General features: G+C 67.6%; 22 protein-coding genes. 14 read left to right on the top strand and 8 right to left on the bottom strand.

Going from position 1 to position 24147, the window contains the following annotated elements:
- Nucleotides 1–110: 110 nt before the first annotated feature.
- Complete coding sequence (gene leuE / locus LWW89_RS01745; protein ID WP_293260171.1) at nucleotides 111–764, top strand: leucine efflux protein LeuE; 654 nt, start codon at nucleotides 111–113, stop codon at nucleotides 762–764.
- A 236-nt stretch (nucleotides 765–1000) separates the two neighbouring features.
- Here leuE and LWW89_RS01740 read toward each other — a convergent pair whose 3' ends face one another.
- Nucleotides 1001–1840 carry a helix-turn-helix transcriptional regulator gene (locus LWW89_RS01740; protein ID WP_293260169.1) on the bottom strand — a complete coding sequence of 280 codons (840 nt, stop codon included), beginning with the start codon at nucleotides 1838–1840 and terminating at the stop codon, nucleotides 1001–1003.
- A 372-nt stretch (nucleotides 1841–2212) separates the two neighbouring features.
- Between LWW89_RS01740 and LWW89_RS01735 the strand changes: the two genes are divergently transcribed.
- A complete protein-coding gene (locus tag LWW89_RS01735) occupies nucleotides 2213–3421 on the top strand; it encodes a YbfB/YjiJ family MFS transporter (RefSeq protein WP_293260166.1) in 1209 nt (402 codons plus the stop codon).
- 83 nt (nucleotides 3422–3504) lie between these two features.
- On the opposite strand, the gene LWW89_RS01730 is transcribed toward LWW89_RS01735, so the two are convergent.
- The 4 genes from LWW89_RS01730 to rlmJ all read right to left on the bottom strand — a co-directional run bounded on the left by LWW89_RS01730 (nucleotide 3505) and on the right by rlmJ (nucleotide 7724).
- Nucleotides 3505–4317: a phytochelatin synthase family protein gene (locus LWW89_RS01730; RefSeq protein ID WP_293260164.1), complete on the bottom strand. Its 813-nt coding sequence runs from the start codon at nucleotides 4315–4317 to the stop codon at nucleotides 3505–3507.
- 181 nt (nucleotides 4318–4498) lie between these two features.
- The gene (locus LWW89_RS01725; protein WP_293260161.1) at nucleotides 4499–5038 is read right to left on the bottom strand and encodes a hypothetical protein; all 540 of its coding nucleotides are present in this window, start codon (nucleotides 5036–5038) and stop codon (nucleotides 4499–4501) included.
- Between the two features lie 698 nt (nucleotides 5039–5736).
- On the bottom strand, nucleotides 5737–6798 hold the full coding sequence (locus tag LWW89_RS01720) for a recombination-associated protein RdgC (RefSeq protein ID WP_293260158.1): 1062 nt from the start codon (nucleotides 6796–6798) through the stop codon (nucleotides 5737–5739).
- 50 nt (nucleotides 6799–6848) lie between these two features.
- Nucleotides 6849–7724, bottom strand: coding sequence for a 23S rRNA (adenine(2030)-N(6))-methyltransferase RlmJ (gene rlmJ, locus LWW89_RS01715; protein WP_293260155.1), 876 nt, complete (start codon nucleotides 7722–7724; stop codon nucleotides 6849–6851).
- 61 nt (nucleotides 7725–7785) lie between these two features.
- Between rlmJ and LWW89_RS01710 the strand changes: the two genes are divergently transcribed.
- Nucleotides 7786–8334 carry a YaeQ family protein gene (locus LWW89_RS01710; protein WP_293260152.1) on the top strand — a complete coding sequence of 183 codons (549 nt, stop codon included), beginning with the start codon at nucleotides 7786–7788 and terminating at the stop codon, nucleotides 8332–8334.
- Between the two features lie 25 nt (nucleotides 8335–8359).
- Here LWW89_RS01710 and LWW89_RS01705 read toward each other — a convergent pair whose 3' ends face one another.
- Nucleotides 8360–9547: a phospholipase A gene (locus tag LWW89_RS01705; protein WP_293260149.1), complete on the bottom strand. Its 1188-nt coding sequence runs from the start codon at nucleotides 9545–9547 to the stop codon at nucleotides 8360–8362.
- A gap of 354 nt (nucleotides 9548–9901) precedes the next feature.
- Here LWW89_RS01705 and LWW89_RS01700 point away from each other — a divergent pair, with 354 nt between their 5' ends.
- Complete coding sequence (locus LWW89_RS01700; protein ID WP_293260146.1) at nucleotides 9902–10834, top strand: HDOD domain-containing protein; 933 nt, start codon at nucleotides 9902–9904, stop codon at nucleotides 10832–10834.
- Here LWW89_RS01700 and LWW89_RS01695 read toward each other — a convergent pair.
- Nucleotides 10822–10998, bottom strand: coding sequence for a hypothetical protein (locus LWW89_RS01695; protein WP_293260143.1), 177 nt, complete (start codon nucleotides 10996–10998; stop codon nucleotides 10822–10824). The two genes, LWW89_RS01700 and LWW89_RS01695, sit on opposite strands and share 13 nt — an antisense overlap.
- An 89-nt stretch (nucleotides 10999–11087) precedes the next feature.
- Here LWW89_RS01695 and LWW89_RS01690 point away from each other — a divergent pair, with 89 nt between their 5' ends.
- The 10 genes from LWW89_RS01690 (at nucleotide 11088) to LWW89_RS01645 (ending at nucleotide 22074) form a co-directional block, all read left to right on the top strand.
- A complete protein-coding gene (locus LWW89_RS01690; RefSeq protein ID WP_293260141.1) occupies nucleotides 11088–11660 on the top strand; it encodes a LemA family protein in 573 nt (190 codons plus the stop codon).
- A gap of 12 nt (nucleotides 11661–11672) precedes the next feature.
- Nucleotides 11673–12587 (top strand): hypothetical protein, encoded by a 915-nt coding sequence (locus LWW89_RS01685; protein WP_293260139.1) that lies wholly within the window; start codon nucleotides 11673–11675, stop codon nucleotides 12585–12587.
- A gap of 104 nt (nucleotides 12588–12691) precedes the next feature.
- A complete protein-coding gene (locus LWW89_RS01680; RefSeq protein WP_293260137.1) occupies nucleotides 12692–13054 on the top strand; it encodes a 5-carboxymethyl-2-hydroxymuconate Delta-isomerase in 363 nt (120 codons plus the stop codon).
- Nucleotides 13055–13178: 124 nt separating this feature from the next.
- On the top strand, nucleotides 13179–15725 hold the full coding sequence (locus LWW89_RS01675) for an EAL domain-containing protein (RefSeq protein WP_293260134.1): 2547 nt from the start codon (nucleotides 13179–13181) through the stop codon (nucleotides 15723–15725).
- The gene (locus tag LWW89_RS01670) at nucleotides 15722–16048 is read left to right on the top strand and encodes a hypothetical protein (protein WP_293260131.1); all 327 of its coding nucleotides are present in this window, start codon (nucleotides 15722–15724) and stop codon (nucleotides 16046–16048) included. Before LWW89_RS01675 ends, LWW89_RS01670 begins: the two co-directional genes overlap by 4 nt.
- A gap of 2 nt (nucleotides 16049–16050) precedes the next feature.
- Nucleotides 16051–16911 (top strand): HDOD domain-containing protein, encoded by an 861-nt coding sequence (locus tag LWW89_RS01665; protein ID WP_293260128.1) that lies wholly within the window; start codon nucleotides 16051–16053, stop codon nucleotides 16909–16911.
- A complete protein-coding gene (locus tag LWW89_RS01660; protein ID WP_293260125.1) occupies nucleotides 16895–19099 on the top strand; it encodes a PAS domain S-box protein in 2205 nt (734 codons plus the stop codon). The genes LWW89_RS01665 and LWW89_RS01660 overlap by 17 nt, the downstream gene beginning before the upstream one ends.
- Nucleotides 19096–20403 carry an HD domain-containing phosphohydrolase gene (locus LWW89_RS01655; RefSeq protein WP_293260122.1) on the top strand — a complete coding sequence of 436 codons (1308 nt, stop codon included), beginning with the start codon at nucleotides 19096–19098 and terminating at the stop codon, nucleotides 20401–20403. Before LWW89_RS01660 ends, LWW89_RS01655 begins: the two co-directional genes overlap by 4 nt.
- Nucleotides 20396–20941: a response regulator gene (locus LWW89_RS01650; RefSeq protein WP_293260119.1), complete on the top strand. Its 546-nt coding sequence runs from the start codon at nucleotides 20396–20398 to the stop codon at nucleotides 20939–20941. Before LWW89_RS01655 ends, LWW89_RS01650 begins: the two co-directional genes overlap by 8 nt.
- 17 nt (nucleotides 20942–20958) lie before the next feature.
- A complete protein-coding gene (locus LWW89_RS01645; protein WP_293260116.1) occupies nucleotides 20959–22074 on the top strand; it encodes an ATP-binding protein in 1116 nt (371 codons plus the stop codon).
- A gap of 10 nt (nucleotides 22075–22084) precedes the next feature.
- Here the strand turns inward: LWW89_RS01645 and LWW89_RS01640 are convergent, their stop codons facing one another.
- A complete protein-coding gene (locus LWW89_RS01640) occupies nucleotides 22085–24052 on the bottom strand; it encodes an ATP-binding cassette domain-containing protein (protein ID WP_293260113.1) in 1968 nt (655 codons plus the stop codon).
- Between the last annotated feature and the right edge of the window lie 95 nt (nucleotides 24053–24147).

The raw sequence follows: 24147 nt of genomic DNA, 5'->3' as shown, positions 1-24147 counted from the left end.
CCTGCCACCAAGCACCACGCGCCGCACCGCCCCGATACCCCCGGACCGGGTCGCGCCGCCCGGCCCCGCGGCGTTACCATCCTTCCTTTGCCTCCCTGGGACCGACCGCCATGCACTACGGCATCACCGACCTGGCCACCTTCGTCCTCGGCACCATCTTCATCGTGCTGGTGCCCGGCCCCAACTCCATGTACGTGATGACCGTGGCCTCGCGCCAGGGCATCGCCGCTGGCTACCGGGGCGCCTGCGGCATCTTTCTCGGCGACCTGATCCTGATGGTGCTGGCGGCCACCGGCGTGGCCTCCCTGTTCAAGGCCAACCCGGCCCTGTTCGTGGTGCTCAAGTACGCCGGGGCCGCCTACCTGGTCTATCTCGGCCTGAACCTGGTGCGCGCCGGCATCCGGCGCTGGCGCGGCGCGGCCCAGGCCGCCCCGGAAACACCGGCAACCCCGCCGCCGGAGGCCGCCCGGCCGTTCCAGGTGGCCCTGCTGATCAGCCTGCTCAACCCCAAGGCGATCCTGTTCTACGTGTCCTTCTTCATCCAGTTCGTCTCCCCCGGCTACGCCCACCCGGCCCTGTCCTTCCTCATCCTGGGGACCATCGTGCAGATTTGCAGCGCCGTCTATCTGTCGGCCCTGATCTTCGGCGGCAGCTATCTGGCTGAGACTTTCCGCCGCCGGCGCCTGGCGGCCGGAGCCACCGGCGGCATCGGCGGCCTGTTCATCGGCTTCGGTCTCAAGCTGGCCGACGCCGGGGTGGGTTGAGCGGAACGTTTTCTCCATTTCGCCGGCCACCGGTCGCCGCCCCGGTTTCGGCCGGCCGGCATCGGGGCGTGCTCCCAGATACTTTAATAAAATTCATGTATTGAGCAGGCAAAAAAGAAAAGGTCCGCGCCAGTTCTTGCGTTTTGAAAAACGGCCGGCGCGAAACATGAATAAAATTAATAGATCGGCCATAACGTCGGCGCCTGCGCCGCTCCGGCCTGCCCAACCCCCAGGCGTCAGCGCGCCCGCCACTCGGTGGGGGCGCAGCCCATTTCCTGGCGGAACATGTAGGTGAAGGCCGAGGTGGAGGCGTAGCCCAGGTCCAGGGCGATGTCGGTGACGCTGCGCCCGGCGCACAGCCATTCCAGGGCGCGGAACAGGCGCAGGCGGTGGCGCCAGTCGCGCAGGGTGATGCCCACCTCGCGCTCGAAGTGGCGGGCCAGGGTGCGGGCGGAGGCGCCCAGTTCCCGCCCCCAGTCGTCGGCGCTGCGGCCATCCGCCGGGTTGGCGTAAAGCGCCTCGCAGATGCGGTGCAGCATGGGGCTCTGGGGCCAGGGCAGGCGGAAGTTCTGCACCGGCAGGCGGCGCAGCTGCTCGACGATCAGGGCATTGAGCTTGTCGATGTAGGCGTCGTTTTCCGCCGCCCCGCCGGCATCCTCCTCGGGAATACCCACCGGCACGCCCGCCGGGCCGATGGCCGGGCTGACCGCCTCCAGCTCGACGATCAGCGCCCGCAACAGCGGTGTGACGGCGAGCACCGTGCAGGTGTCCGGCATCTCCAGCCCGGGCTGGTCGGCCACGTAGAGGTTGCGGAACTGGGCGCCGTTGAGGGCCCCGGTGGTGTGCAGCACCCCGGTGGGCACCCAGATGGCCTGCTCCGGGGTGATCACGTGCCAGGCGTCGGCAATGGTCACCACCAGGGTGCCGGAGGTGGCATAGACCAGCTGGTTCCAGCGGTGGCTGTGCAGCGGGAACACCTGCCGCGCCGTGAGGTTCTGGGAGCGGGGAAAGATCGGCTTGGGCAGCGTCTCGATCTCGGGCACGTCGATGGTGATCCAACCGTCGGTTTCCAGCATGGGGTCTCCCGCGATCCGGCTCGCTGCCGGGCGCTCTTCCTGGCCTTTTCCAGGTAATTTCCAGGTAATTTCCAGGTAATTTCCAGGTAATTTCCAGGTAATTTCCGGGCCATTTCCCGGTACTTTCCCTGGCTTATTCCACCCGATTCGCCACCCTATTCGCCACCCATGCCGGCAGTACCCGCTGGCTTGTCCCGGTGGTTGGCGGCACCGGCGCATCACTGGTGGCGGTAGCGGCGTCGAAAGACACACCTCGCCAGATGATATATCAGCGTGTCGCTTCATCGATACAACTCGTCATTGTATCGAAAGAGTCCCAATCCCCGTCCCGGTAGCATGGGCCCCACAAACCCATAACAATCAGGACGAGACATGCCCCCCAACGCCGCCGCCCTTCCCCACAGCAGCACCGCCGAGCGCTACCGCGTCATCTTCGCCGGAATCTGCGCCCTCATCCTCACCGTGGGCCTGGCCCGCTTCGCCTACACCCCCCTGCTGCCGCTGATGCGCCACGAGGCCGGGCTGTCGTACCTGGCCGGGGGCTGGCTGGCCACCTTCAACTACGTCGGCTACATCGCCGGGGCCCTGTTCGCCGCCTCGATCAGCGACCTGCAACTCAAGTACCGCCTCTACCGCATCGGCCTCATCCTGGCCGTGGCCACCACGGCGGCCATGGGGCTGACCGACAACCTCTACCTGTGGGTGCTGCTGCGCTTTGTCGCCGGGCTTTCCAGTACCGCCGGGATGCTGATCGCCTCGGGCCTGGTGCTCAACTGGCTGATCCGCCAGGGGCACAAGCCCGAGCTGGGCCTGCACTTCGCCGGCCTGGGCATGGGCATCGTCGTCTCGGGCCTGGCCGCCGCCGCCATGGCCGGGCGCCTCGCCTGGGACGAGCAATGGCTGACCCTGGGAGTCCTCGGCGTGGCCTTCTTCCTGCCCGCCTGGTGGTGGCTGCCCGCCCCGGCCAGCCTGGCCGCCGGCGCCGCCAAGGCCGCCGCCACGCCCCCGTCGCGGCGCTGGATGGGCCTCTTGATCGCCGCCTACTTCTGCGCCGGCTTCGGCTTCGTCGTCAGCGCCACCTTCATCGTCGCCATCCTGGAAAAGCTGCCCCTGCTCGCCGGCAAGGGCGCCCTGGTGTGGGTGATCGTCGGCGTGGCCGCCACCCCTTCCTGTTTCCTGTGGGACCGCATCGCCGGGTCCATGGGCCAGATCCCGGCCCTATTGCTCGGCTTCGGCTTGCAGATCGTCTCCATCGTCCTGCCCGTGCTCTCCCAGGACCCGGTGCTCAACCTGGTGGGCGCCGTGCTCTTCGGCGGCACCTTCGTCGGCATCGTCAGCCTGACCCTCTCCCTGATCGGCCGCTGTTTCCCCGAGAACCCGGCCAAGGCCATGGCCCGCCTCACCCTGAGCTACGGCGTGGCCCAGATCGCCGCCCCGGCCATGGCCGGCTACATCGCCGCCGCCAGCGGCAGCTACCTGGGCTCCCTGGTGGTCGCCGCCGTGGTGATGGTGGCCGGCATGGGCCTGCTGCTGATCCTCAACAAGCAGCAAGGGCTGGCCCCCAGCCTGACGGGCCGCTAACGCCGGCAGTTCTGGCGCGGTTCAAACAAAAACGGCGAGGCGCCTTACGGGCCTCGCCGTTTTTGTTTGGGGTTGCCGCTGATTCAGCGCGGCCGCACCAGGATGTAGCCCCGGTTCTCCGCCCCGTCCCGGGTGCGCATTCCCTGGATGAGGGTGGCGAGGGGCATCCACACCCAGGGGTAGTGGCTGGGATGCACGTCTAGGACCAGCACCGAATCCGTGGCCGCGTCGTAGGCGCCCACCGGCGAAATGTGGCCGCCTCCGGCCTGGCCCACCGCCGAACGCAGGTAATTGACGATCACGTAGTCGCCGCCGCGCTGGAGGTTTTCCACCAGATCGCGGCGAATCTCCGCCTCGGGCTTCTGGTTATCGACGATCACCAGCCTGGTGGCGACCTTGTACGCCCGCAGCAACTCGTCGAGCTGGCGCAGCTGGTAGCCGCCGTCGCGCACCATCCGCCCCTCCACCGCCATCGGCTCCCCCAGCACCTGGGCCCGGGTCTTTCTGCCTGCGGCGATGACGCTTTCCTGGGTATAGCGCCGATCCGTCAGCTCCAGCCCCCGGGGCAGATAGCGGGTATCCGATGGGGTCAGCCGGCTGCGGTCGTGGGACGCCTCCACGCCCTGGGGGTCCAGGGCATTTAGCACGATGGCCGCCGTGGCCGGCGCGCAGAAGGCAATCGTCGCCTGGGGCTCGAACTGGTTGGCCAGGGGGGCGAAGTCACTTTTCGCCGTGGAACGGGAGAGACGATCCAAGCCTTCGGGGGAGGCAAAGGGGAGGAGAGTTTGAGTTTGAGTTTGGGTTCGTGCGGGTGCCGGCAGGCCTTCAGCGAGGGCGAAGGTATTCAGTGCTCCGGCTAACAGCAGTACGGAGGCGAGGCGAATAAACAATGGCATTTCTCACTCTAGAGGAAAGGAATGACTGCTAGCGATCCAAAGCGGAAATCCGCTTACTGATAAAGCGGACCTTCAATGTTAAAGTGAGGGGCAGCCGAAGCGAAGTATAGGGAACCACAAGCATAGCTTGTGACTGTCCCACTCAACTGTAGTGTTAGGTGGCTCATGAGTTTAAGTACGCCTATTCGATACTGTTGAAAAATTTCCCATTTGGTAGTCGCTCCATGTGCATGGATGCAGGGTAATTAAATCCAACAGATCGATAGATGCTGACAACATCAAAGATGGTAATTAGATAAATTCCAGAGGTCCGCTTTCGATCCGAGCAGAAGAAAAATCCCACCAGATGTTTACCATCTGGAAGAAATAGTACGAAGTGATGACTGTGAATAAATTGGTTACAAAGATCAACAGTGCTTAACCAAACCGTTTTCCCACTTGTCAGATCGTACTCCGCTTCTCTTATGTGGGTTATAAGCGAATTCGGATCGCCGCTATAGGTGAACTCCCTTAGCTCATACTTGCGCTTAGATACACTGTCAGAAACCTTCTTGGATTCAATCAATTTTCGAATCGCATAGAAACCGAGAAAAATCTCTTTCTCAACAACAAAGAGGTTTTTGCCCCCCCAGCGAGTTTGAAGGATCCTTTTCTCTAAGCTTTGTGCAAGCTTAAGAAGATCATCTTTCCAGTAGCTAGAATCGTGAATCATCTTGGCCAAAAACTTAACGTACAAGCTCAGCCCCGACCGTCAAAAGGCATAGCCTTTTGACGGTCGGCTGGAGCGGAAAGTTAAATTTCTTACTTTTGTACTGGATAAACCAGTAGCTGCCACTGAATGGGCCCATTAGCGGGATTGTGTTGGCGATGATTTTGCGGTGGAAGTGTGTGGCCACCTGCAATTGCGATTTCATCTCCGCAGGAAGTACAGCGATAGATGCCCGGGTACGGCGCCTCCGTTCCAGGGGAGTGTTTTGCATCAAAAGCAGCATTCTGAGACTGAGCCAAATGATTGCCGTATTTGTAAAGGGCCATGTCACTCCTCCCATGTTGGTTGGCAAATCTAACAGTGTTTACACGAACGCAGAGTTCCTCATAACAATTGATATTGGTGACATCATATTTATTGCCCTAAGCTCATTGCTTTCAGTCACTTAGAATATCAGCTGCCAGTATAACAACATCAATATTCCGGACAACTGCGCCGGAGCAAAGTCTGCTTTGGGGAATGGTTCCCAAATGTCCGCTCTTGGCCGATAGCTAACATTGCTCCGGCCAGTCACCGTGATCGGCGGTTGCCATCGGTCATTCCCCCAAAACACCGCGCCCCCGCTCGCTCTCCAGCGGATATCCGCCAGAAGCCAACAGGGGCGCGGTGTTTCAAGAGGGCATCGCGAAGATGCCCGTCCAGCCTGGGGTTTAGAAGGGGGGATCGTCGTCCGCCGTGGCGGCCGGGGCCGGAGCCTGAGTGGGGCTGGCCGGCTTTGCAGCGGCGGTAGCGCCGGCAGCGGCTTCGGCCGAAGCCCCCTCGCCGTCGCGGATTTCGCCGCCCAGGGCTTCGAGCAGGTCGGGGAGGAAGCGTTGCAGCTCGCCGCTCATCAGGGCGAATTCGGCATCGAACAGTTCGTCGCCGTTGGCGCCATTGGCTTCGTTGGCCTCTTCTTCCTTGGTGTCCAGGTGGGCGAGGCGCTTGATCTCGAGCTTTTCGGTGAGCACGAAGGAGAGCCGGTCGCCCCAGGTGAGGGCCAGGCGGGTGGGCAGTTTGCCGGCTTCCAGGTGGGTGCGCACCTGGGCCTGCACTTCGTCGGTGTCCAGAGCGTGGCGGACGTAGCGCACGGTGGATTTTTCGTCGGAGACGGCCTTCAGTTCGCAGTCCCGGTCCACGGTGAAGCCGGCGGGGGCTTCGCCGGCGGCGAGCCAGTCGGCCATGGCCGAGGTGGGGGACCGCTCGGTCTTGATCGGCTTGACCGGGAAGTCGTCCAGGGACTTGGCCAGCAGCTCCAGGGCGTCGTCGGCCTTGCCGCGGCTAGCAGCGTCCACCGCCAGCCAGCCGTTGACCGGATCGAGCCACAGCCAGGTGGTGGAGCGGCGGGTGAAGGCCCGGGGCAGCAGTTCCTCGGTGACCCGTTCCTTGAGTTCGCGCAGTTGCTTGCGGCCGGGGCGGAAGCCCTGCTGGGCTTCGAGTTCGTCGGCCCGGTCGGCGGCGACCTGGTTGACCACCGACGAGGGCAGCAGGCGGTGCTCGGTGGCCATGGCGATCAACCACTGGCCACCGACGGAATGGACCAGGGGCAGGGCGGCGCTGGCGGCGTCCTTGTCGGCTTTTTCGAGCTTGCCCCGGGGCGGGACCCAGCCCCGGGATTGCTTGTCCTGGCTGCCGCAGCGGGTGAACACCACCCGGCCGAGCTGCTCTTCGAGCTGGGCCAGGGCAAGGGGGAAGGGGCTGGCGAGGCGGTACAACTGCAGGTTCTTGAACCACATGGCGGGTGTTTCCTTATCGTTCCTAATGGCGCGGGCCGCAGGGGATGCCCTTACAGCCCGTCGTGTTCCAGGGTGTAGCCGGCGCTCTCGTCCTCGCCGAGCAGTTCGACCAGGGCGGGCATGGCCTCGGCCAGTTGCTGGGCCAGCACCCAGGGCGGGTTGAGGATGAACAGGCCGCTACCGTGCATGCCGAAGCCGTCGGCGGTGGGCTTGCGCACGGTGAGGGCCACATGCAGCCAGCTCTTGGCCCCCAGGGCCTTCAACTGGTCGGGCAGGCGGCGGGTTTCCAGGCGGTGCAGCTGGGGGTACCAGAGCACGTAGGTGCCGGTGGCGAAGCGCTTGAGGGCGTCCTTGAGGGCGGCCACCACCCGGGCGTATTCGCTCTTGTCTTCGTACGACGGGTCGATCAACACCAGGGCGCGGCGCGGCGGCGGCGGCAGCAGGGCTTTCAGGCCCTCGTAGCCGTCGCCGGCGTAGATCAGGGCGCGCCTGCCGGCGTCCTTGAAGCAGCGGGCCAGCAGGGGCGAATCGGAGGGGTGCATCTCGAACAGGCGCAGCTTGGTCGATTCGCTCGCCACCACGTCGGCGATCACCGGGGAGCCGGGATAGACCTTGAGGGCGCGGGGCACCCCGTCCCTGCCGTTGCCGCGCTCCCGGGCGTTGATGGCGCGGATCACCTCGACGTAGCGGGCCAACAGCGGCGGCAGGCCGGGCTCGTCCCACAGGCGGGCAATGCCGCTCTCGTACTCGGCGTTCTGGGTGGCGAAGCCGGTTTCCAGGGAATACATGCCGGCGCCAGCGTGGGTGTCCAGGTACCAGTAGGGTTTGTCCTTCTGGCCCAGGTAGTCGAGGCAGGCGATTTCCACCGCGTGCTTGAGCACGTCGGCGTGATTCCCCGCGTGAAAGGCGTGGCGATAACTTAACATGTCGGGTTTTTCGATTTCCGTTCAGGCCGGCATTGTACGGCCTGCCACCTTACCCGACCCCATGGCTCTCAAATCCACCGTATTCAAGGCCGACCTGGGCGTGGCCGACATGGACCGCGGCTACTACGGCGACCATTCCCTCACCCTGGCCCGCCACCCTTCCGAAACCGACGAGCGCCTGATGGTGCGGCTGCTCGCCTTTGCGCTGAACGCCGACGAGCGCCTGGAGTTCGGCCGGGGCATTTCAACCGACGACGAGGCCGACCTGTGGCGCCTCGACCTGACCGGCGCCATCGAGCAATGGATCGACGTGGGCCTGCCGGACGAGCGCGACATCCGCAAGGCCAGCAACCGGGCCAACGAGGTGGTGCTGTACACCTACGGCGGCCGGGCCGCCGAGATCTGGTGGGAGCAGAACCAGAACAAGCTGGCGCGGCTCGACAACCTCACCGTGGTGAACCTGGCCGCCACCGAGACCCAGGCCCTGGCGACCCTGGCCGCGCGCACCATGCGCCTGCAAGTGACCATTCAGGACGGCCACCTCTACGTGGCCGGCGAGGGCGACCCGGTGGAAGTCACCCCGGTGTTCTGGAAGCGCCCCCGGGGCTGAAGTCGGCCCCGGTGGCAGTCCCCGCTTACCACTCCACCAGGGAAATCCCCAGGCCGTAGTAGGTGGCCCGGTAGTTGTAGTCGATCATGCTCTCGCCGTAGCCGGAGAACACCTGCACGTGGCCGCGCAGGTTGCCGGAGATGGGAAAGCCCCAGTCGAACTCGGCGGAGCCGTGGTTGCGCTCGCCCGTGCGCAGGGAATGGCGCAGCCCCAGGGAAAACACGTGGCCGCCCCAGCGACGCACCACCAGCAGGTCGCCCCGGCCCATGTAGTCGGAAATGTCCGGGTTGTCGTTGGTCTCGGCCTTTTCCGGCACCCGGTACCAGCCGCGCAGCATCACGTTCCAGTCGCCCTTCTCGAAGCCCAGGCTGCCGATCACCCGGTTCCAGCTGCGCGACAGGGGATCGGCCCGGCCGTTGGACTGGTGGTTGAAGGAGATCGAGGCCAGACGCCCGTTCCAGCCCAGCAGGCTGTAGTTGGTGCGGAACACCAGCATGGCCTCGGGCTCGTAGTTGGTCTCGCGGAAGGGGCGCGAAATGCCGCCGTTGTAGACCTGCCAGCGCGACGACTGGGTGTAGCCCAGCCACAGGTCGCCGTTGTCGCCGAAGATGTTTTCCCAGGCCTTGGTCTTGAGGCTCAACTGGAACTTGGCCTCGGTGCTGTCGAAGGGCAGCGGGCTGTGCACCTGATTGGCCGGATTGGGGCTGGTGGGCTCCCGGTTGGGGGTGCGGGTGTAGAACACCGGCAGCAGGTACACCGGCTTGTAGGGGCGGATCACCCAGGTGCCGCGCTTGGCCGCCGGAGTCAGCTCCCAGCGGTCGTCGAAGGGCGTCACCTCGGCCGAGAGGATGGCATCGCTGACCAGCCCGCCCCCCGGCACGGCGCGCAGCCCGCCGGCGGCGTTGGCCGCCGGCAGCTGCTCGGCCAGGGCGGATGCGGGGGCCGGCGCCCCCGGCGGCACGTGGGCCAGGGGCTGGCCGGTTTCGGACCCAGCCGCCGGCTGTTCGCCGGGGGCCGGCTCGGTGGCGCTGCGCCGCCCCAGGGACCGGTCGTAGCAGGCCAGCCGCTCCAGGGGGCTGGCGATGCCGACGCAGGCGCCGGGGCCTGAAACGAGCGAACCCGGCGCGCCGGGTAGGGGCGCCTGGGCCCGGGCCGGCACCAGGTTCAGGGCCAGCAGCGATGCCGCCAGGGCGTGGAAAGCACGAAAAGACATGGTGGGCGTCACGGAAAAGGACAGAGGGAGACAAGGAAAAACGGCCGATACCCCGAACGCATGAAACCTGGACAAAACCGCCCCCAGGCAGACAGCGGCGGCAACGCCGCCCGGGAGTGGGGGAGCATCCGTGCCGCCATCTTGCGTGAGGGCCACGGCAACGCAAAGCGTCCGCCGCGGGCCTGACACATCCGTATGGCTCAAGGACAGTGCTTCGACACTACGCACTGCGCATTACGCCACGAATCCCTGAGAATTCTCGCCGATTCCCACGAATGCTGGCGCATCCCTATTGGCGGCGCTACGCCCCCGGGATACCCTAGGGCAACTCATCCTCCGCCGGATCGTCCCGCCATGATCGAGACCACCCTGCCGGACCTGGATTCCTGGGTCGCCTACCTCTCCGAAAACGAAATCCCGGTGCTGCGCCACACGGCCCGTCAGTTGGAGGCCCTCGCCCAGGACCTGGACCGCATCAACGGCCGCGACGTTTCCGCCGTGGCCCTGCACGACCCGCTCATGACGGTGCGCGTGCTGGCCTACATCCAGCCCTACCGGGGCAAGCGCCTGCAAGGCGAAATCACCACCGTCGAACAGGCGGTGATGATGCTCGGCATCGAGCCCTTCTTCCGCCACTTTCACAACGTGCTGGTGGTGGAAGACACCCTGAAGGCCCACCCCCAGGCCCTGCTCGGCCTGCTCCACGTGGCCCGCCGCGCCCAGCGTGCCTCGCGCTACGCCTACGACTGGGCCCTGTGGCGCCACGACCTGAACGCCGAGGAAGTGCGCATCGCCGCCCTGCTCCACGACCTGGCGGAAATCCTGCTGTGGTGTTTCGCCCCCCACCTGGCCCTGGAGATTCTGGCCCGTCAGCGTGGCGACCGGACCCTGCGCAGCGCCGCCGTGCAGCAGGAGGTGCTGGGCATCCAGCTCATCGAACTGCAACAAGCCCTGTGCCATGCCTGGGCCCTGCCCGACCTGCTGCCCCGGCTGATGGACGACCAGCACGCCAAGCACCCCCGGGTGCGCAACGTGGTGCTGGCGGTGAATCTGGCCCGCCACTCGGCCAACGGCTGGGACGACGCGGCCCTGCCCGACGACTACGCGGCCATCGGCGAACTGCTCAACCTGACCCCGGAAGCGGTGCGCGCCCGGGTCGGCGCCCCGCCTCCCGACGACGGCACGGGCGAAGGCGATGGCGACAGTGGCAGCGATGGCGGCGCGCCGGATTCCGCGCCCGCGCCGCAGGATGAGGCTGCCCCCCCTCCCCCGCCTCAACCGCAGTAGCGCAGGTTGGCGAAGTCGAGCAGCAGATCCGGCCGCCCGTAGGCGAAAAAGCCGGCAACCAGGGCCAGCAGCGCCGCCGCCGCGCCCACCGCCAGCCACAGTCGGCGGGCACCCCGGGCCGGTGCGGCATGGCCCACGGGCTTGTCATAACGAAGGTCGTCCATCCCGGTATGATAGCCGGCGCCCGCGGCGAATGTCCTCGTCTTCCCTGGCGTGTGCGCCCGCCGGCCGCCCCTCTTCCCGGAGCCCCCTCATGAGCATCAGCACCGCCGTCCTCCTCGGCCTCATCGCCGTGGTCGTCCTCTACGCCGTGATGACCTACAACGCCCTGGTCGGCCTCAAGCACGGCGTGGCCAAGGCCTGGGCCAACATCGACGTGCTGCTCAAGCAGCGCCACGACGAGCTGCCCAAGCTGGTGGAGGTGTGCAAGCAGTACAAGGAATTCGAGCAGACCACCCTGCAACGGGTGATCGAGGCCCGCTCCCAGGTGCAGCAGGCCCGGGAAGCCCATGACGTGGGCGCCCTGGGCGAGGCCGAAGGCAGCCTGCGCCAGGGGCTGCTGCGCCTGTTCGCGGTAGCCGAGGCCTATCCGGAACTGAAGGCCAACGAACACTTCATGCAGTTGCAGACCCGCATCACCGGCCTGGAAAACGCCATCGCCGACCGCCGCGAGCTGTACAACGAGGCGGCCAACCTGCTCAACGTGCGCCTGGAGCAGTTTCCGGACGTGCTGGTGGCCCGCCTGGGCAGCTTCGAATCCCAACCCCTGCTCGAATTCAGCGTCGCCGAAAAGGCCGACGTGGATCTGAAGGCCCTGTTCGGCTAAGGCCCTCCCGCTGTGTTCGACGGCCTGCGCCTCAGCCGCTGGAGCAGCGTCCACCGGGCCACCTCCGGTGTCCAGCTGGTGCTGCTGGCCATCGCCGCCCAGACCCACTCCCGCCTCGGCTGGCTGGTGTGCATCGCGCTGCTGGCAGCGATCAGCCTGGTCGCCTGGGCCTCGGCCTACCGGCGCCGCCGCGCCATCACCGACACTCCCACCGCCAAGGTAGCCACCGCCGCCCAGGGCTACGCCGAACTGACCGGCACCGGCCGCCCCCTGGACGGCCTGCCCATCGTCGCCCCGGGCCGCCACGTGCCCTGCCTGTGGTTCCGCTACCTGGTGGAAGAGCGCAACCACAAGCGGGAATGGACCGAGGTGCAGCGCAGCGAGTCCGAGGGCTCCTTCATCCTCGACGACGGCACCGGCCAGTGCCTGATCGACCCGGCTGGCGCCGAAATCGTCACCCGGCACAAGGAAACCACCGTCGCCGACGACACCCGCACCACCCTGTGGCTGCTGCTCAATGGCGACCCGCTCTACGCCATCGGCGACTTCCGCACCGTCACCGGCCTGTCCGGGGAGCTGGACCCCAACGCCGACGTGCGCGACCTGCTGGCCGAATGGAAGAAGGACCCGGCCGCCCTGGCCAGGCGCTTCGACCTGAACGGCGACGGCACCATCGACGAACAGGAATGGCTGCTCGCCCGCCAGGCGGCCAAGCGCGAGGTGGCGCGCAACCACGACGCCCTGCGCGCCGCCCCGGACATCCACCTCCTCGCCCGCCCCGCCGACGGCCGCCTGTTCCTGGTGAGCAATCTGTCCGAAGCCAAGCTCGCCCGCCGCTACGGCCTGTGGTGCCTGTTCCACCTGGCCCTGTTCTTCGCCGCCGTGGCCGGCCTGCCCTGGCTGTGGGCCGAAGGCGCCCCGCTTTAGGCGCCCCTTGCGGGCGCCGCGTTCGGACACCTCTGCCCGGCCGGCCTTACCATTGCCCCTTGCCCGCCGCCGTCGCGGCGGGCGCCACCGCCCAAGGATTCCCCATGCCCCACCTGACCCTGGAATACACCGCCAACCTGGACGGTGCCCTGGACGCCCCTACCCTGCTCGCCGGCATCAACGCCGAGCTGGCCGCCTCGGGCCATTTCGACGAGCCGGACATCAAGAGCCGGGCGATCCGCCTCGACGACTACGCCATCGGCGTGCACAACACCGGCCGGGGCTTCGTCCATGTGCGGCTGGCGATCCTCTCCGGCCGCCCGCCGGAAGTGAAGCAGGAACTGGCCGCCGCCGTGGCCGGGGCCCTCCACGCCGGGGTGCCGGCGGTGGACGGCCTGACGATCCAGCTTTCCGCCGAGATCGCCGACCTGGACCGGGCCAGCTACGCCAAGTCGATAAAAGGCTGACCGCTCCGCCCCCAGGGGAAACAGGTCTTCCCCCCGAATGCGGTGCTAGGCATAGGACATATGCCCTTGCAGTTTTTGGGATTTGGCGAAAAGATTGAAGCCAAACCCCATATACGCGCCCGGCATGGAACCCACGTCCACAATCACCACGAGCCCGCCTCCGGCCGGGCTGGCGGAACGTATTGCCCTTTTGGCCGAGTTCCTGCCGGAAAGCCTCTGGCTGGTGGATGTGATCGAACGGCGGGTGGTCTACGCCAACCCGGCCTATGAAAAGGTCTGGAACGCCTCCCGGGACGCGCTCTTCGCCGACCGCTTCGACTGGCTGAACCGGGTCCATCCGGAAGAGGTGGGCCGCTTGCGGGCCTCCCTCCACCGCCGCCCCTACGGGGGGCTGGATATCCGCTTCCGGGTCATCGGCCCCACCGGCGAGGTGCGCTGGCTGCACATGAAGAGCTTCGCCATCGGCGACGGCCCGCGCCCCCACACCATCGGCGGCATCGCCTTCGACGTCACCGACGCCCTGGCGGCGGAGGCCCGGGCCCACCACCTGGCCCACTTCGACGAGCTCACCGGCCTGCCCAACCGCAACCAGTTCCGCGAGCAGGTGGCCGAATCGCTGCGCCATGCCGAGCGGCACCACCGCCAGGCGGTGCTGTTCTGCCTGGGCCTGGACGGTTTCCAGAGCGTCAACGAGAACCTGGGCTACCGGACCGGGGACGAGGCCCTGGCCCAGTTGGCCCGGCGCCTGGGGCGCGACCTGCGCGCCGGTGACCTGCTCGGCCGGCTCGGCGGCGACCTGTTCGGCGTCTTCCTGAGCGAACTGGACAGCCCTATCGACATCGCCAATGCCGCCCGCCGCCTGATCGAGCAGACTTCCGCCCCCCTCGATGTGGACGGCCACACTCTGTACCTGGGCACCAGCATCGGCATCGCCGCCTTTCCCACCGACGGCGACAGCATCGACCAGTTGCTCTACCGGGCGGAAACCGCCCTGCACGACGCCAAGGAAAACGGCGGCGGCAGCTACCGCTTCTTCGAGGCCGCCGCCAACGAGCGGCTGCGCACCAAGCTCCAGACCGAACACTCCCTGCGCCAGGCGATCCAGGAAGACCAATTCATCCTCCACTACCAGCCCAAGGTCAGCTGTAGCAACGGCACCATCATCGGCGCCGAGGCCCTGATCCGCTGGCAGCACCCCCAGCGCGGGCTGGTATCCCCCGCCGAGTTCATCCCGGCCATGGAAGAAAGCGGGCTGGTGCTGGCGGTGGGCCACTGGGTGCTGCGCCAGGCCTGCATCCAGGCCGCCCGCTGGCACGCCCAGGGGCTGGGGCCGTTCACCATGGCGGTGAACCTGTCGGGACGCCAGCTCCAGGAAGGTAACCTGGTGGCCAAAGTGCGCCAGGCCCTGGCCGATACCGGCCTGCCGCCGCGCTGGCTGGAACTGGAACTGACCGAATCGATGCTGATGGAGGATGTGGAAGACACCATCGCCATCCTCACCGAGTTGCGCGCCATGGGGGTACGGCTATCGGTGGACGATTTCGGCACCGGCTATTCGAGCCTGGCCTACCTGAAGCGCTTCCCCCTGGATGCGGTGAAGGTGGACCGCTCCTTCGTCCAGGACATTGCCGCCGATCCCAACGACATCTCCATCACCCGGGCGGTGATCACCATGGCCCACGCCCTGCAAATGAAGGTGATCGCCGAAGGTGTGGAAACCGAGGCCCAACTGGCCCTGCTCATCGCCAACCGCTGCGACGAGATTCAGGGCTACTACTTCAGCCGCCCCGTGCCGGCCGCCGAGATGGAGCAGATGCTCATGGCAGGCAAGGCGATTCCAGGCGACCTGATCCGCCCCCAGGAGAAGAAGCGCACCCTGTTGCTGGTGGACGACGAGGCCAACATTCTCTCGGCCATGAAGCGCCTGCTGCGCAAGGAAGGCTACGAGATCCTCACCGCCGCGGGTGGCGAAGAGGGCCTGGAGGTACTGGCCAACCATCCGGTGGACGTGATCATCTCCGACCAGCGCATGCCGGGCATGACCGGGGTCGAATTCTTGCGCCGCGCCAAGGTTCTCTTCCCCAACACGGTCCGCATCGTCCTGTCCGGCTACACCGAGCTGCAATCGATCACCGGCGCCATCAACGAGGGCGCCATCTACAAGTTCCTGACCAAGCCCTGGGACGACGACCACCTGCGCGAACACATCGCCGAGGCCTTCCGCCAGAAAGAGTTGGCGGACGAGAACCTGCGCCTGGCCAGCGCCGTGCAGCGGGCCAACCGGGAGCTGGAGGCGACCAACCGGCGCCTGCAACAGCTGCTCGCCGAGCGGGAAGAGCGCATCAGCCGCAACGAAACCGCCCTGGGCGTGCTGCACGAGGTCCTGGAAGTCCTGCCCTGGCCCCTGCTCGGCGTGGACGAGGACGGCCTGATCGTCGCCATGAACAGCCTGGCCGAAGACTTGATGGGCCCCCAGGGCGGTCTGCTCGGCCTGCCCCTGGGTACGGTGCTCCCGCCTCAGGTGGTGGACAGCTTCCTGCGCGAGAATGCCCAGGAATTGCCGGTGACCCTGGGCGGCCGCACCTACCGGGCCTGCCGCCACGCCCTGGGCCTGTCCTCGGCGGGGCGAGGGCTCGCCATCACCCTGATCCCGGAAGGAGCCGCGCCATGACGACCCCGCCGCTCTGGATGCCGATCGCCGACATCGCGCCGGACATGCACCTGGGCGCCGACCTGCTGGATGCCGCCGGCCAGACGATCCTCACCGCCGGCTCCCGGCTCGATGCCCGCCGGCTCGAAGAACTGGCCCGCCAGGGCATCGCCAGCCTGCCCGTCGTCCCGCCCGACCCAGCGGCCGGCGACCCGGCCACCGCCCGGGAAAAGGAAATCCGTCGCCAACTGAAACGGCGCTTCGCCCAGGCGGGCGACAACCCGGCCAGTCGGGCCCTTTTCCAGGTACTGCTGACGCGGCAACTGGGCAAAGCGGAGGACTGACCATGTCCGACCATCTCCCGCCCCGGCCCAGTCTCGAGGAAATCGCCGCCCGGATCGCGGCCCTGCCCACCTTGCCCAGCATCGCCTCCGACCTGTTGAGCCTGAACGAGATGGAAGACATGGACACGGGCCTGCTCGCTCGGCGCATCGCCGCCGACCAGACCCTGGCCGCCCGGGCCCTGCGCGTCGCCAATTCCCCCTTCTACGGCCTCCAGGGCCAGGTGGTGTCGATCCAGGAAGCCATCGTCGTGCTCGGCTTCCGCGCCGTGCGCTCCCTGGTCATATCCGCCGCGGCGGTCCAGGCCCTTGCCACCCTCAAGCCAGACAAGCACTTCGACCCCCACCCCTTCTGGCGCCACAGCATCGGCACCGCCGTGTCCGCCCGCCACCTGGCCCTGCTGGCCGGGCGCAACCCGGAATCGGCCTTCGCCGCCGGCCTGCTCCACGACATCGGCCAACTGGTATTGGCCGTCTCCTTCCCGGCCCACTACGCAGCCATCCACCAGAGGATCCAGCGGCACGCCAGCCCCCTGCTCGACGTGGAACGCCAGATGATCGGCACCACCCACGCCGAGGCCGGCGCCCTGCTGGCCGAGCGCTGGGGATTGCCGGTGGCGATCCGGGAGGCCATCGCCCTGCACCACCAGCCCGACGACGCCACCGCCGATTCCCTGGCGGACCTCACCCACACCGCCAACGTTCTGTCCCACGCCCTGGCCCTGGCCACCCCTCCCGACGAGCCGGTGCCGACCCTTTCCGACACCGCCTGGGCCCGCCTCAACATCTCCTGGGCAAACCTGCCACCAGCCCTGGACCGCATCGCCGGCGAATTCGAGGACACCCTCCATGCCCTCATTGCCTGACCTTTCCGCCGCCCTGGGCGACCAGGTTCTGCTGCGCCACCTGCAAGTCAGCGTGGTGGACGACGCGGGCATCATCCTCTACGTCAACGACCGCTTCTGCGACGCCAGCGGCTACACCCGGGACGAACTGATCGGGCAGCGCTCCGCCCTGCTCTCCAGCGGGCGCCACCCCGAGGACTTCTTCCGCACCATGTGGCAGACCGCCCGGTCCGGGTTCGACTGGCGCGGCGAAGTGGCCAACCGGCGCAAGGACGGCAGCGAGTTCTGGATCGAGCTCACCGTAGTGCCCCTGCCCGGGGACGGCGATGCTCCGTATTGCTACGTCGGGCTGGGCTCGGACATCACCCGGCTGGTGGAGGCCGAGCAGCAGTTCCGCCACAGCGAGGCCCGCTTCCGCGGCCTCACCGAGACCATCAGCGCCGCGGTTTTTCTCCACCAGGGCGAACGGTTGATCTACGCCAACCGGGCCATGGAGCGCATTTCCGGCTACAGCCGGGACGAGCTGCTGGGCATGCCGTTCTACCAGCTGGCCCGGCCGGACGCCCAGGAGAGCCTGCGCGCCCGGGCCGCCGCACGGCTGCGGGGCGAACCGGTGGCGCCGATCTACGAAGTACCGATCCGCACCAAGGGCGGCGACATCCGCTGGCTCGAAGTCACCGCCACCCGCATCGACTACGACGACGGCTACGCCGCCCTGGGCACCGCCATCGACATCACCGAGCGGCGCCAGGCCGAAGCCGCCCAGCGCCACATCCAGCAGGTGCTGCAACAGATCATCGACGGCGATCCGGTGCCCACCTTCGTCATCGACGCCGAGCACCGCGTCACCCACTGGAACGCCGCCTGCGGCCTGATCACCGGCACCCCCGCCGCCCGCCTGCTCGGTACCCGACTGGCCTGGACCGGCTTCTACGACACGGAGCGGCCGGTGCTGGCCGACCTGATCGTGGACGGCGACATCGAAGCGCGCATCGACAGCTTCTACGGCAACTTCTACCGCCGCTCCGAGGTCATCCCCGGCGCCTACGAGGCCGAGGGATTCTTTCCCCGCTTCGGCACCGGCGGGCGCTGGCTGTTCTTCACCGCCGCCCCACTGCACGACGACCAGGGGCGGATCATCGGCGCCATCGAAACCCTGGTGGACATCACCGAGCGCAAGGAAGCCGAAGCCGCCCTGCGCAACGCCCATGCCGAACTGGAAACCCTGGTGGAACGCCGCACCGCCCAGCTCGCCCAGGCCAAGCAGGCCCTGGAAGAGGACGTGGCCAAACGGGAAGCCTCGGAAGCCGAGCTGCGCCGCCGCAACGCCGAACTGGTGGAAGTGAACGCCCGCCTCCAGGAAACCCAGGAACAGCTGGTGCAGTCGGAAAAGCTGGCATCCATCGGCCAGTTGGCCGCCGGCGTCGCCCACGAGATCAACAACCCGATCGGCTACGTCCAGTCCAACCTCACCACCCTGGAGCGCTACCTGAGCGACGTGCATGCCGTGCTCGCAGCCCTGGACGCGGCGGCGGCCCAGTTGCCGCCCGAGCACCCCGCTGCCCAGGAAGTGGCCCGGCTCAAGCAAGAGCGGGACTTCGACTTCCTGCTCGAAGACCTGCCGGACCTGACGGCCCAGTCCCAGGAGGGCATCGACCGGGTGCGCAAGATCGTCGCCGACCTGAAGGATTTTTCCCGCCTCGATTCCGGCCAGGACTGGCAACGGGCCGACCTGCGCCAGGGCCTCGACTCCACCCTCAACATCGTCAACAACGAGGTCAAGTACCGGGCCGAGGTGGTGCGCGACTACGGCGCCCTGCCGGAAATCGAATGCCTGCCCTCCCAGCTCAACCAGGTCTTCCTCAACCTGCTGGTCAACGCCGCCCACGCCATGCCCGACGGCGAGCGCGGACGCATCACCCTGCGCACCGGGCACAGCGGCAGCGATGCCGACGAACGGGTCTGGGTCGAAGTGGCCGACACCGGCCGGGGCATCGCGCCGGAGCACCTGCACCGCATCTTCGACCCCTTCTTCACCACCAAGCCCGTGGGCAAAGGCACCGGCCTCGGCCTCTCCCTCTCCTACGGCATCGTCCAGAAGCACCACGGCCAGATCCTCGTCACCAGCCAACCCGGCCAGGGCACCACCTTCCGCGTGGTCCTGCCGGTACGCCAGCCCAGCCAGACCAAAGAGGGAACAACCCCATGACCGACGGCGCCCCCCAGCCCGCCACCATCCTGTGCGTGGATGACGAGGCCAACATCCTCTCGGCCCTGCGCCGCCTGTTCCGCCCCACCGGCTACCGGGTCCTGATCGCCAACGGCGGCGCCGAAGGGCTGGCCCTGCTCGAGGCCGAGAACGGCGCGGTGGACGTGGTGATCTCGGACATGCGCATGCCGGAGATGGACGGCGCCCGCTTCCTCGCCCAGGTCAAGGCCCGCTGGCCCCGGCCGGCGCGCATCCTGCTCACCGGCTACGCCGACATCGAATCCACCGTGGCGGCCATCAACCAGGGCGAGATCTACCGCTACATCGCCAAGCCGTGGAACGACGGCGAGGTGCTGCTGACGGTGCGCGACGTGCTCGATCGCCAGTCCCTGGAGCGGGAAAAGGCCCGGCTGGAGGCCCTCACCCAGGCCCAGAACGAAGAGTTGAAGGCCCTCAACGCCAGCCTGGAGGACAAGGTCCGGGCCCGCACCGAGGAACTGCGCAAGGCCAACGACAAGCTCAAGACCGGCTTCATGACCTCGATCCGGGTCTTCGCCAACCTGATCGAGCTGCGCGAGGGGCGCATGGCCGGCCATTCCCGCCGGGTCGCCGACCTGGCGCGGCGCATCGCCAAGCACATGGGCCTGGCCCCCTGGGAAGTCCAGGACGTCTTTCTTGCCGGTCTGCTCCACGACATCGGCAAGATCGGCATCCCCGACCACCTGCTGAACAAGCCGGAACCCCAGATGAGCGCCGACGAGCGCGGCCTGTGGCGCAAACACCCAGCCAAGGGCGAACAGGCCCTGATGGCCCTGGAGGACCTGCGCGGCGCGGCCCGGCTGATCCGTTCCCACCACGAGCGTTACGACGGCCAGGGCTATCCGGAAGGACTGTCCGGTCTGATCATCCCCCTGGGCGCCCGCATCCTGGCCCTGGCCAACGACTACGACGGCCTGCGCGAGGGCAGCGTCACCGGCCGGCGCCTGGACGAGCAGGAGGCCCGCCAGCACCTGCTCCAGGGCAAGGGCAAGCGCTACGACCCCCAGGTGGTGGAGACTTTCTTCGCCCTCTCCGGCGGCGCCAAGGAAGCCCAGGTCACCGACCTGGCCCTGGCCCCGGCGGACCTCAAGCCGGGCATGGTGCTGTCCCGCGACTTCATCAGCCGGGAGGGCGTCCTGCTCCTGGCCGCCGACTACATCCTGGACGAAGGCCTGATCCGCCAGATCGGCGACTACGAGCGCGCCGAGGGCGGCCGCCTGCAACTGCACGTCCGCCCCCCCGTGGAGGCCCCCCGCCATGGCTGAACACCCCCTGCCCCGCATCCTGCTGGTGGATGACGAACCCCACGTGCTGTCCGCCCTGCAACGCCTCCTGCGCCGGGAGCTTGCCGGCACGGCCCAGGTCGAGGCCCACACCTCGCCCCGGGCGGCCCTGGCCCGGGCCCTGGAAGTGCCCTTCGCCCTGGTGGTGAGCGACTACCGCATGCCCGAACTCGACGGGCTGGCCTTCCTCAAGGCCTTCAGCGAACTCCAGCCCCGGGCGCGACGGCTGATGCTGTCCGGCGTCACCGACTTCGACGTGCTGGTCAGCGCGGTCAACGACGTGGGCCTCCAGCGCTACCTGATCAAGCCCTGGGACGACCGGGAGATGGCCGACGCCCTGGCGGCGGCCCTGGCGGACCAGGCCAAGGACGAGGAAGCCCGACGCCTGGCCGACGAGCGCCGCGGCGAGCTGGGCCAGCTGTCCGCCGAGGAACTGGAGCGCCGCCGCCTCGAGGCAGAAGAGCCGGGCATCACCCAGGTCCGGCGTGGCCCCGACGGTGCCATTCACCTCGACGACTGACCGAGCGACGCCCCGCCATGCACCCGCTGCTCCAGCGCCAACTCCGCCGTTACCTGAAAACGGCGGAGGACGCCCCCCTGCCCGCACCCGACGCCCCGGCCTGGCCGGCCCTGTTCGCCGCCGTGAGCGAAGCCTACGAACAATCCGACCGGGACCTGGACCTGATCAAGCGGGCCCTGGACCTGACCTCGACCGAACTCAACCAGCGCAACGACGAACTGCGCCGGGAACTGGTCGAGCGCAAGGAAACGGAAGTCGCCCTGCAACGAGAAAAGAAGGAACAGGCGGCCCTGATCACCCGCCTGGAAGACACCAAGCAGCAGTTGCTGTATTCGGAAAAGATGGCCTCCATCGGCCAGCTGGCCGCCGGCGTGGCCCACGAGATCAACAACCCGGTGGGCTTCGTCCAATCGAACCTGGGCTCGTTGAGCTCCTACCTGGACGACCTGTTCGCCCTTGCCGACCTGCTCGAAGAGGTGGGTGACGCCCTGCCCGACGGGCATCCGCTGCGCCAGCGCATCCGCGCCGCCAGCGCGGAGCGGGACCTGGAATTCCTGCGCGACGACGTGCCCAAGCTGCTGGCCGAATCCCGGGACGGGGTGGCCCGGGTGCGCAAGATCGTCCAGGACCTGCGCGATTTCTCCCACCCGGACGAGGGCAAGTTCGCCTGGGTGGACCTGAACCCGGGGATCGCCTCCACCCTCAACATCGTGCACAACGAACTGAAGTACAAGGCCGAGGTGGTCACCGACCTGGGGGAGCTGCCGCCCATCGAGGCCAATCTGAGCCAGCTCAACCAGGTGTTCCTCAACCTGCTGGTGAATGCGGCCCACGCCATCCAGGACAAGGGGCGCATTACCGTCACCACCCGCCACCTGCCGGAACAGGACGAGGTGTGCATCGGCATCACCGACACCGGCTGCGGCATCTCCCGGGAAAACCTGGCCCGCATTTTTGACCCCTTCTTCACCACCAAGCCCGTGGGCAAGGGCACCGGCCTCGGCCTCTCCCTCTCCTACGGGATCGTCCAGCGCCACCACGGGCGCATCGAAGTGGACAGCGAGGTAGGGGTGGGTACCCGCTTCCAGGTCATCCTGCCGGTGCGCCAGGCCATCCCCGAGTCCCAGGAGTAGGCCGGGGCGCTCAGGCGCCCTTCTGCTTGGCCTCCAGCTCCTCCCAGCGGCCGAGCAGTTCCAGCAGCTCGTCGTCGATGGCCGACAGGCGCGCGGCGAAGGCGTTGGCCTCCTGGGGGGCGTTGGCGTAGAGGTTGGGGTCTTCCAGGCGCTGGGTCAGGGCGGCCTGTTCGGATTCCAGGGCGGCGATGCGATCGGGCAGGGCATCGAGTTCGCGCTGCTCCTTGTAGGACAGCTTGACCGGCTTGGCCTTGGCCGGGGCATCGGCCGAAACCCCAGACGGGGCGGCCTTCTCCACGGGGGCATCGCTGGACGCCTTGCGCGGCGCGGCGTTCGCGGCGGGCGCGTCGGCGAAGCCCGAGGGACGCGCCCCCTGGGCCACCCGCCAACGGGCCCAGTCGTCGTAACCGCCGACGTGCTCGCGCCACACGCCGTTGCCCTCGGCGGCGATCACCTGGGTCACCACGTTGTCGAGGAAGGCCCGGTCGTGGCTGACCAGGAAGACGGTGCCCGGGTAGTCCTGCAACAGATTCTCCAGCAGTTCCAGGGTGTCGATGTCCAGGTCGTTGGTCGGTTCGTCGAGCACCAGCACGTTGGCCGGGCGGGCGAACAGGCGGGCCAGCAGCAGCCGGTTGCGCTCGCCGCCGGACAGGCTCTTGACCGGCGAACGGGCCCGCTCCGGGGCGAATAGGAAGTCGCCCAGGTAGCCGATGACGTGCTTCTTCTCGCCGTTGATCTCCACCGTATCGGACCCCGGGGAAATCACGTCGGTGAGGGCCGCCTCCGGGTCCAGGGCCTCGCGGAACTGGTCGAAGTAGGCCACCTGCATCTTGGTGCCCAGGCGAACGGTACCGGAGTCGGGCTCCAGCTGGCCGAGGATGAGCTTGAGCAGGGTGGTCTTGCCGGCGCCGTTGGGGCCGATCAGGCCGATCTTGTCGCCGCGCAGGATGCGGCAGGAGAAGTCGCGGATCACCGTCTTGTCGCCAAAGGCCTTGCCGACGTGGGCCAGCTCGGCCACCACCTTGCCGCTCTTCTCGCCGGCGTCCAGGTTGAAGTCCACCCGGCCCTGCTGCTCGCGCCGCGCCGCCCGCTCGCTGCGCAGCTGGTCGAGGCGCTGGACGCGGAACACGGCCCGGGTGCGCCGGGCTTCGACGCCCTTGCGAATCCACACCTCTTCTTCCTTGAGCAGCTTGTCGAAGCGGGCGTTGGCCAGGGCCTCGTCCTTGAGTTCCTGCTCCTTGCGCTCCTGGTAGGCGGAGAACGAGCCCGGGTAGCTGGCCAGCTTGCCCCGGTCGAGTTCGACGATGCGGGTGGCGAGCCGGTCGAGGAAGCGCCGGTCGTGGGTGATGAACAGCAGCGTCACCCCGGCGGACACCAGCTGCTCTTCGAGCCAGGCGATGGCGTCCAGGTCCAGGTGGTTGGTCGGTTCGTCGAGCAGCAGCGCCTCCGGGCCGATGGCCAGGGCCTGGGCCAGGGCCAGGCGCTTCTTCTGGCCGCCGGACAGGCTGGCCACCTTGGCGTCCGGGTCCAGGCCGAAGCGCTCGATCACCCGGTCGGCCTGGGAGGCGTAGGACCAGGCGCCCCGGGCGTCCAGTTCGCTCTGCAGTTCCTGCATGCGGGCCAGCAGGGGTTCGTGGTCGGCGTCCGCCTCGGCCATGGCATGGGACACGGCGTGGTACTCGGCGAGCAGGGCCGAGGTGTCGCCCATGCCGTCCACCACCGCCTCGAACACGGTGGATTCCGGGTTGAGCGGCGGTTCCTGGGGCACGTAGGCGAGCTTGAGGGCCGGCTGGCGCCAGATGTCGCCGTCGTCCAGGTGCCCCACCCCGGCCAGGGCTTTCAACAGGGACGACTTGCCGCTGCCGTTGCGGCCGATCAGGGCCACCCGCTCCCCCTTGTCGAGCTGGAAATCGGCGTGGTCGAGGAGCGGCACGTGGCCGTAGGCAAGGCAGGCGCCGGTGGCGGTGAGAAGCGGCATGGTGATGGGCAGACGAGAAGACAGGCGAGGAATGGATGCACAAAGGCCGGGGGGACGCGCCCGCCGTCGCCGCTGAACACCGGAAACGCGGCGCG

Source organism: Oryzomicrobium sp., from assembly GCF_021287045.1.
Lineage (GTDB): Bacteria > Pseudomonadota > Gammaproteobacteria > Burkholderiales > Rhodocyclaceae > Oryzomicrobium.
Note: the sequence above shows the minus strand (reverse complement) of the source record. Positions and strands in the feature narration are given on the sequence as shown.

Excerpts from the sequence above, each read along its gene's own strand:
- leuE (WP_293260171.1), top strand. The coding sequence starts at position 111 with ATGCACTACGGCATCACCGACCTGGCCACCTTCGTCCTCGGCACCATC.
- LWW89_RS01740 (WP_293260169.1), bottom strand. The coding sequence starts at position 1,840 with ATGCTGGAAACCGACGGTTGGATCACCATCGACGTGCCCGAGATCGAG.
- LWW89_RS01735 (WP_293260166.1), top strand. The coding sequence starts at position 2,213 with ATGCCCCCCAACGCCGCCGCCCTTCCCCACAGCAGCACCGCCGAGCGC.
- LWW89_RS01730 (WP_293260164.1), bottom strand. The coding sequence starts at position 4,317 with ATGCCATTGTTTATTCGCCTCGCCTCCGTACTGCTGTTAGCCGGAGCA.
- LWW89_RS01720 (WP_293260158.1), bottom strand. The coding sequence starts at position 6,798 with ATGTGGTTCAAGAACCTGCAGTTGTACCGCCTCGCCAGCCCCTTCCCC.
- rlmJ (WP_293260155.1), bottom strand. The coding sequence starts at position 7,724 with ATGTTAAGTTATCGCCACGCCTTTCACGCGGGGAATCACGCCGACGTG.
- LWW89_RS01710 (WP_293260152.1), top strand. The coding sequence starts at position 7,786 with ATGGCTCTCAAATCCACCGTATTCAAGGCCGACCTGGGCGTGGCCGAC.
- LWW89_RS01705 (WP_293260149.1), bottom strand. The coding sequence starts at position 9,547 with ATGTCTTTTCGTGCTTTCCACGCCCTGGCGGCATCGCTGCTGGCCCTG.
- LWW89_RS01700 (WP_293260146.1), top strand. The coding sequence starts at position 9,902 with ATGATCGAGACCACCCTGCCGGACCTGGATTCCTGGGTCGCCTACCTC.
- LWW89_RS01695 (WP_293260143.1), bottom strand. The coding sequence starts at position 10,998 with ATGGACGACCTTCGTTATGACAAGCCCGTGGGCCATGCCGCACCGGCC.
- LWW89_RS01690 (WP_293260141.1), top strand. The coding sequence starts at position 11,088 with ATGAGCATCAGCACCGCCGTCCTCCTCGGCCTCATCGCCGTGGTCGTC.
- LWW89_RS01680 (WP_293260137.1), top strand. The coding sequence starts at position 12,692 with ATGCCCCACCTGACCCTGGAATACACCGCCAACCTGGACGGTGCCCTG.
- LWW89_RS01675 (WP_293260134.1), top strand. The coding sequence starts at position 13,179 with ATGGAACCCACGTCCACAATCACCACGAGCCCGCCTCCGGCCGGGCTG.
- LWW89_RS01670 (WP_293260131.1), top strand. The coding sequence starts at position 15,722 with ATGACGACCCCGCCGCTCTGGATGCCGATCGCCGACATCGCGCCGGAC.
- LWW89_RS01665 (WP_293260128.1), top strand. The coding sequence starts at position 16,051 with ATGTCCGACCATCTCCCGCCCCGGCCCAGTCTCGAGGAAATCGCCGCC.
- LWW89_RS01660 (WP_293260125.1), top strand. The coding sequence starts at position 16,895 with ATGCCCTCATTGCCTGACCTTTCCGCCGCCCTGGGCGACCAGGTTCTG.
- LWW89_RS01655 (WP_293260122.1), top strand. The coding sequence starts at position 19,096 with ATGACCGACGGCGCCCCCCAGCCCGCCACCATCCTGTGCGTGGATGAC.
- LWW89_RS01650 (WP_293260119.1), top strand. The coding sequence starts at position 20,396 with ATGGCTGAACACCCCCTGCCCCGCATCCTGCTGGTGGATGACGAACCC.
- LWW89_RS01645 (WP_293260116.1), top strand. The coding sequence starts at position 20,959 with ATGCACCCGCTGCTCCAGCGCCAACTCCGCCGTTACCTGAAAACGGCG.
- LWW89_RS01640 (WP_293260113.1), bottom strand. The coding sequence starts at position 24,052 with ATGCCGCTTCTCACCGCCACCGGCGCCTGCCTTGCCTACGGCCACGTG.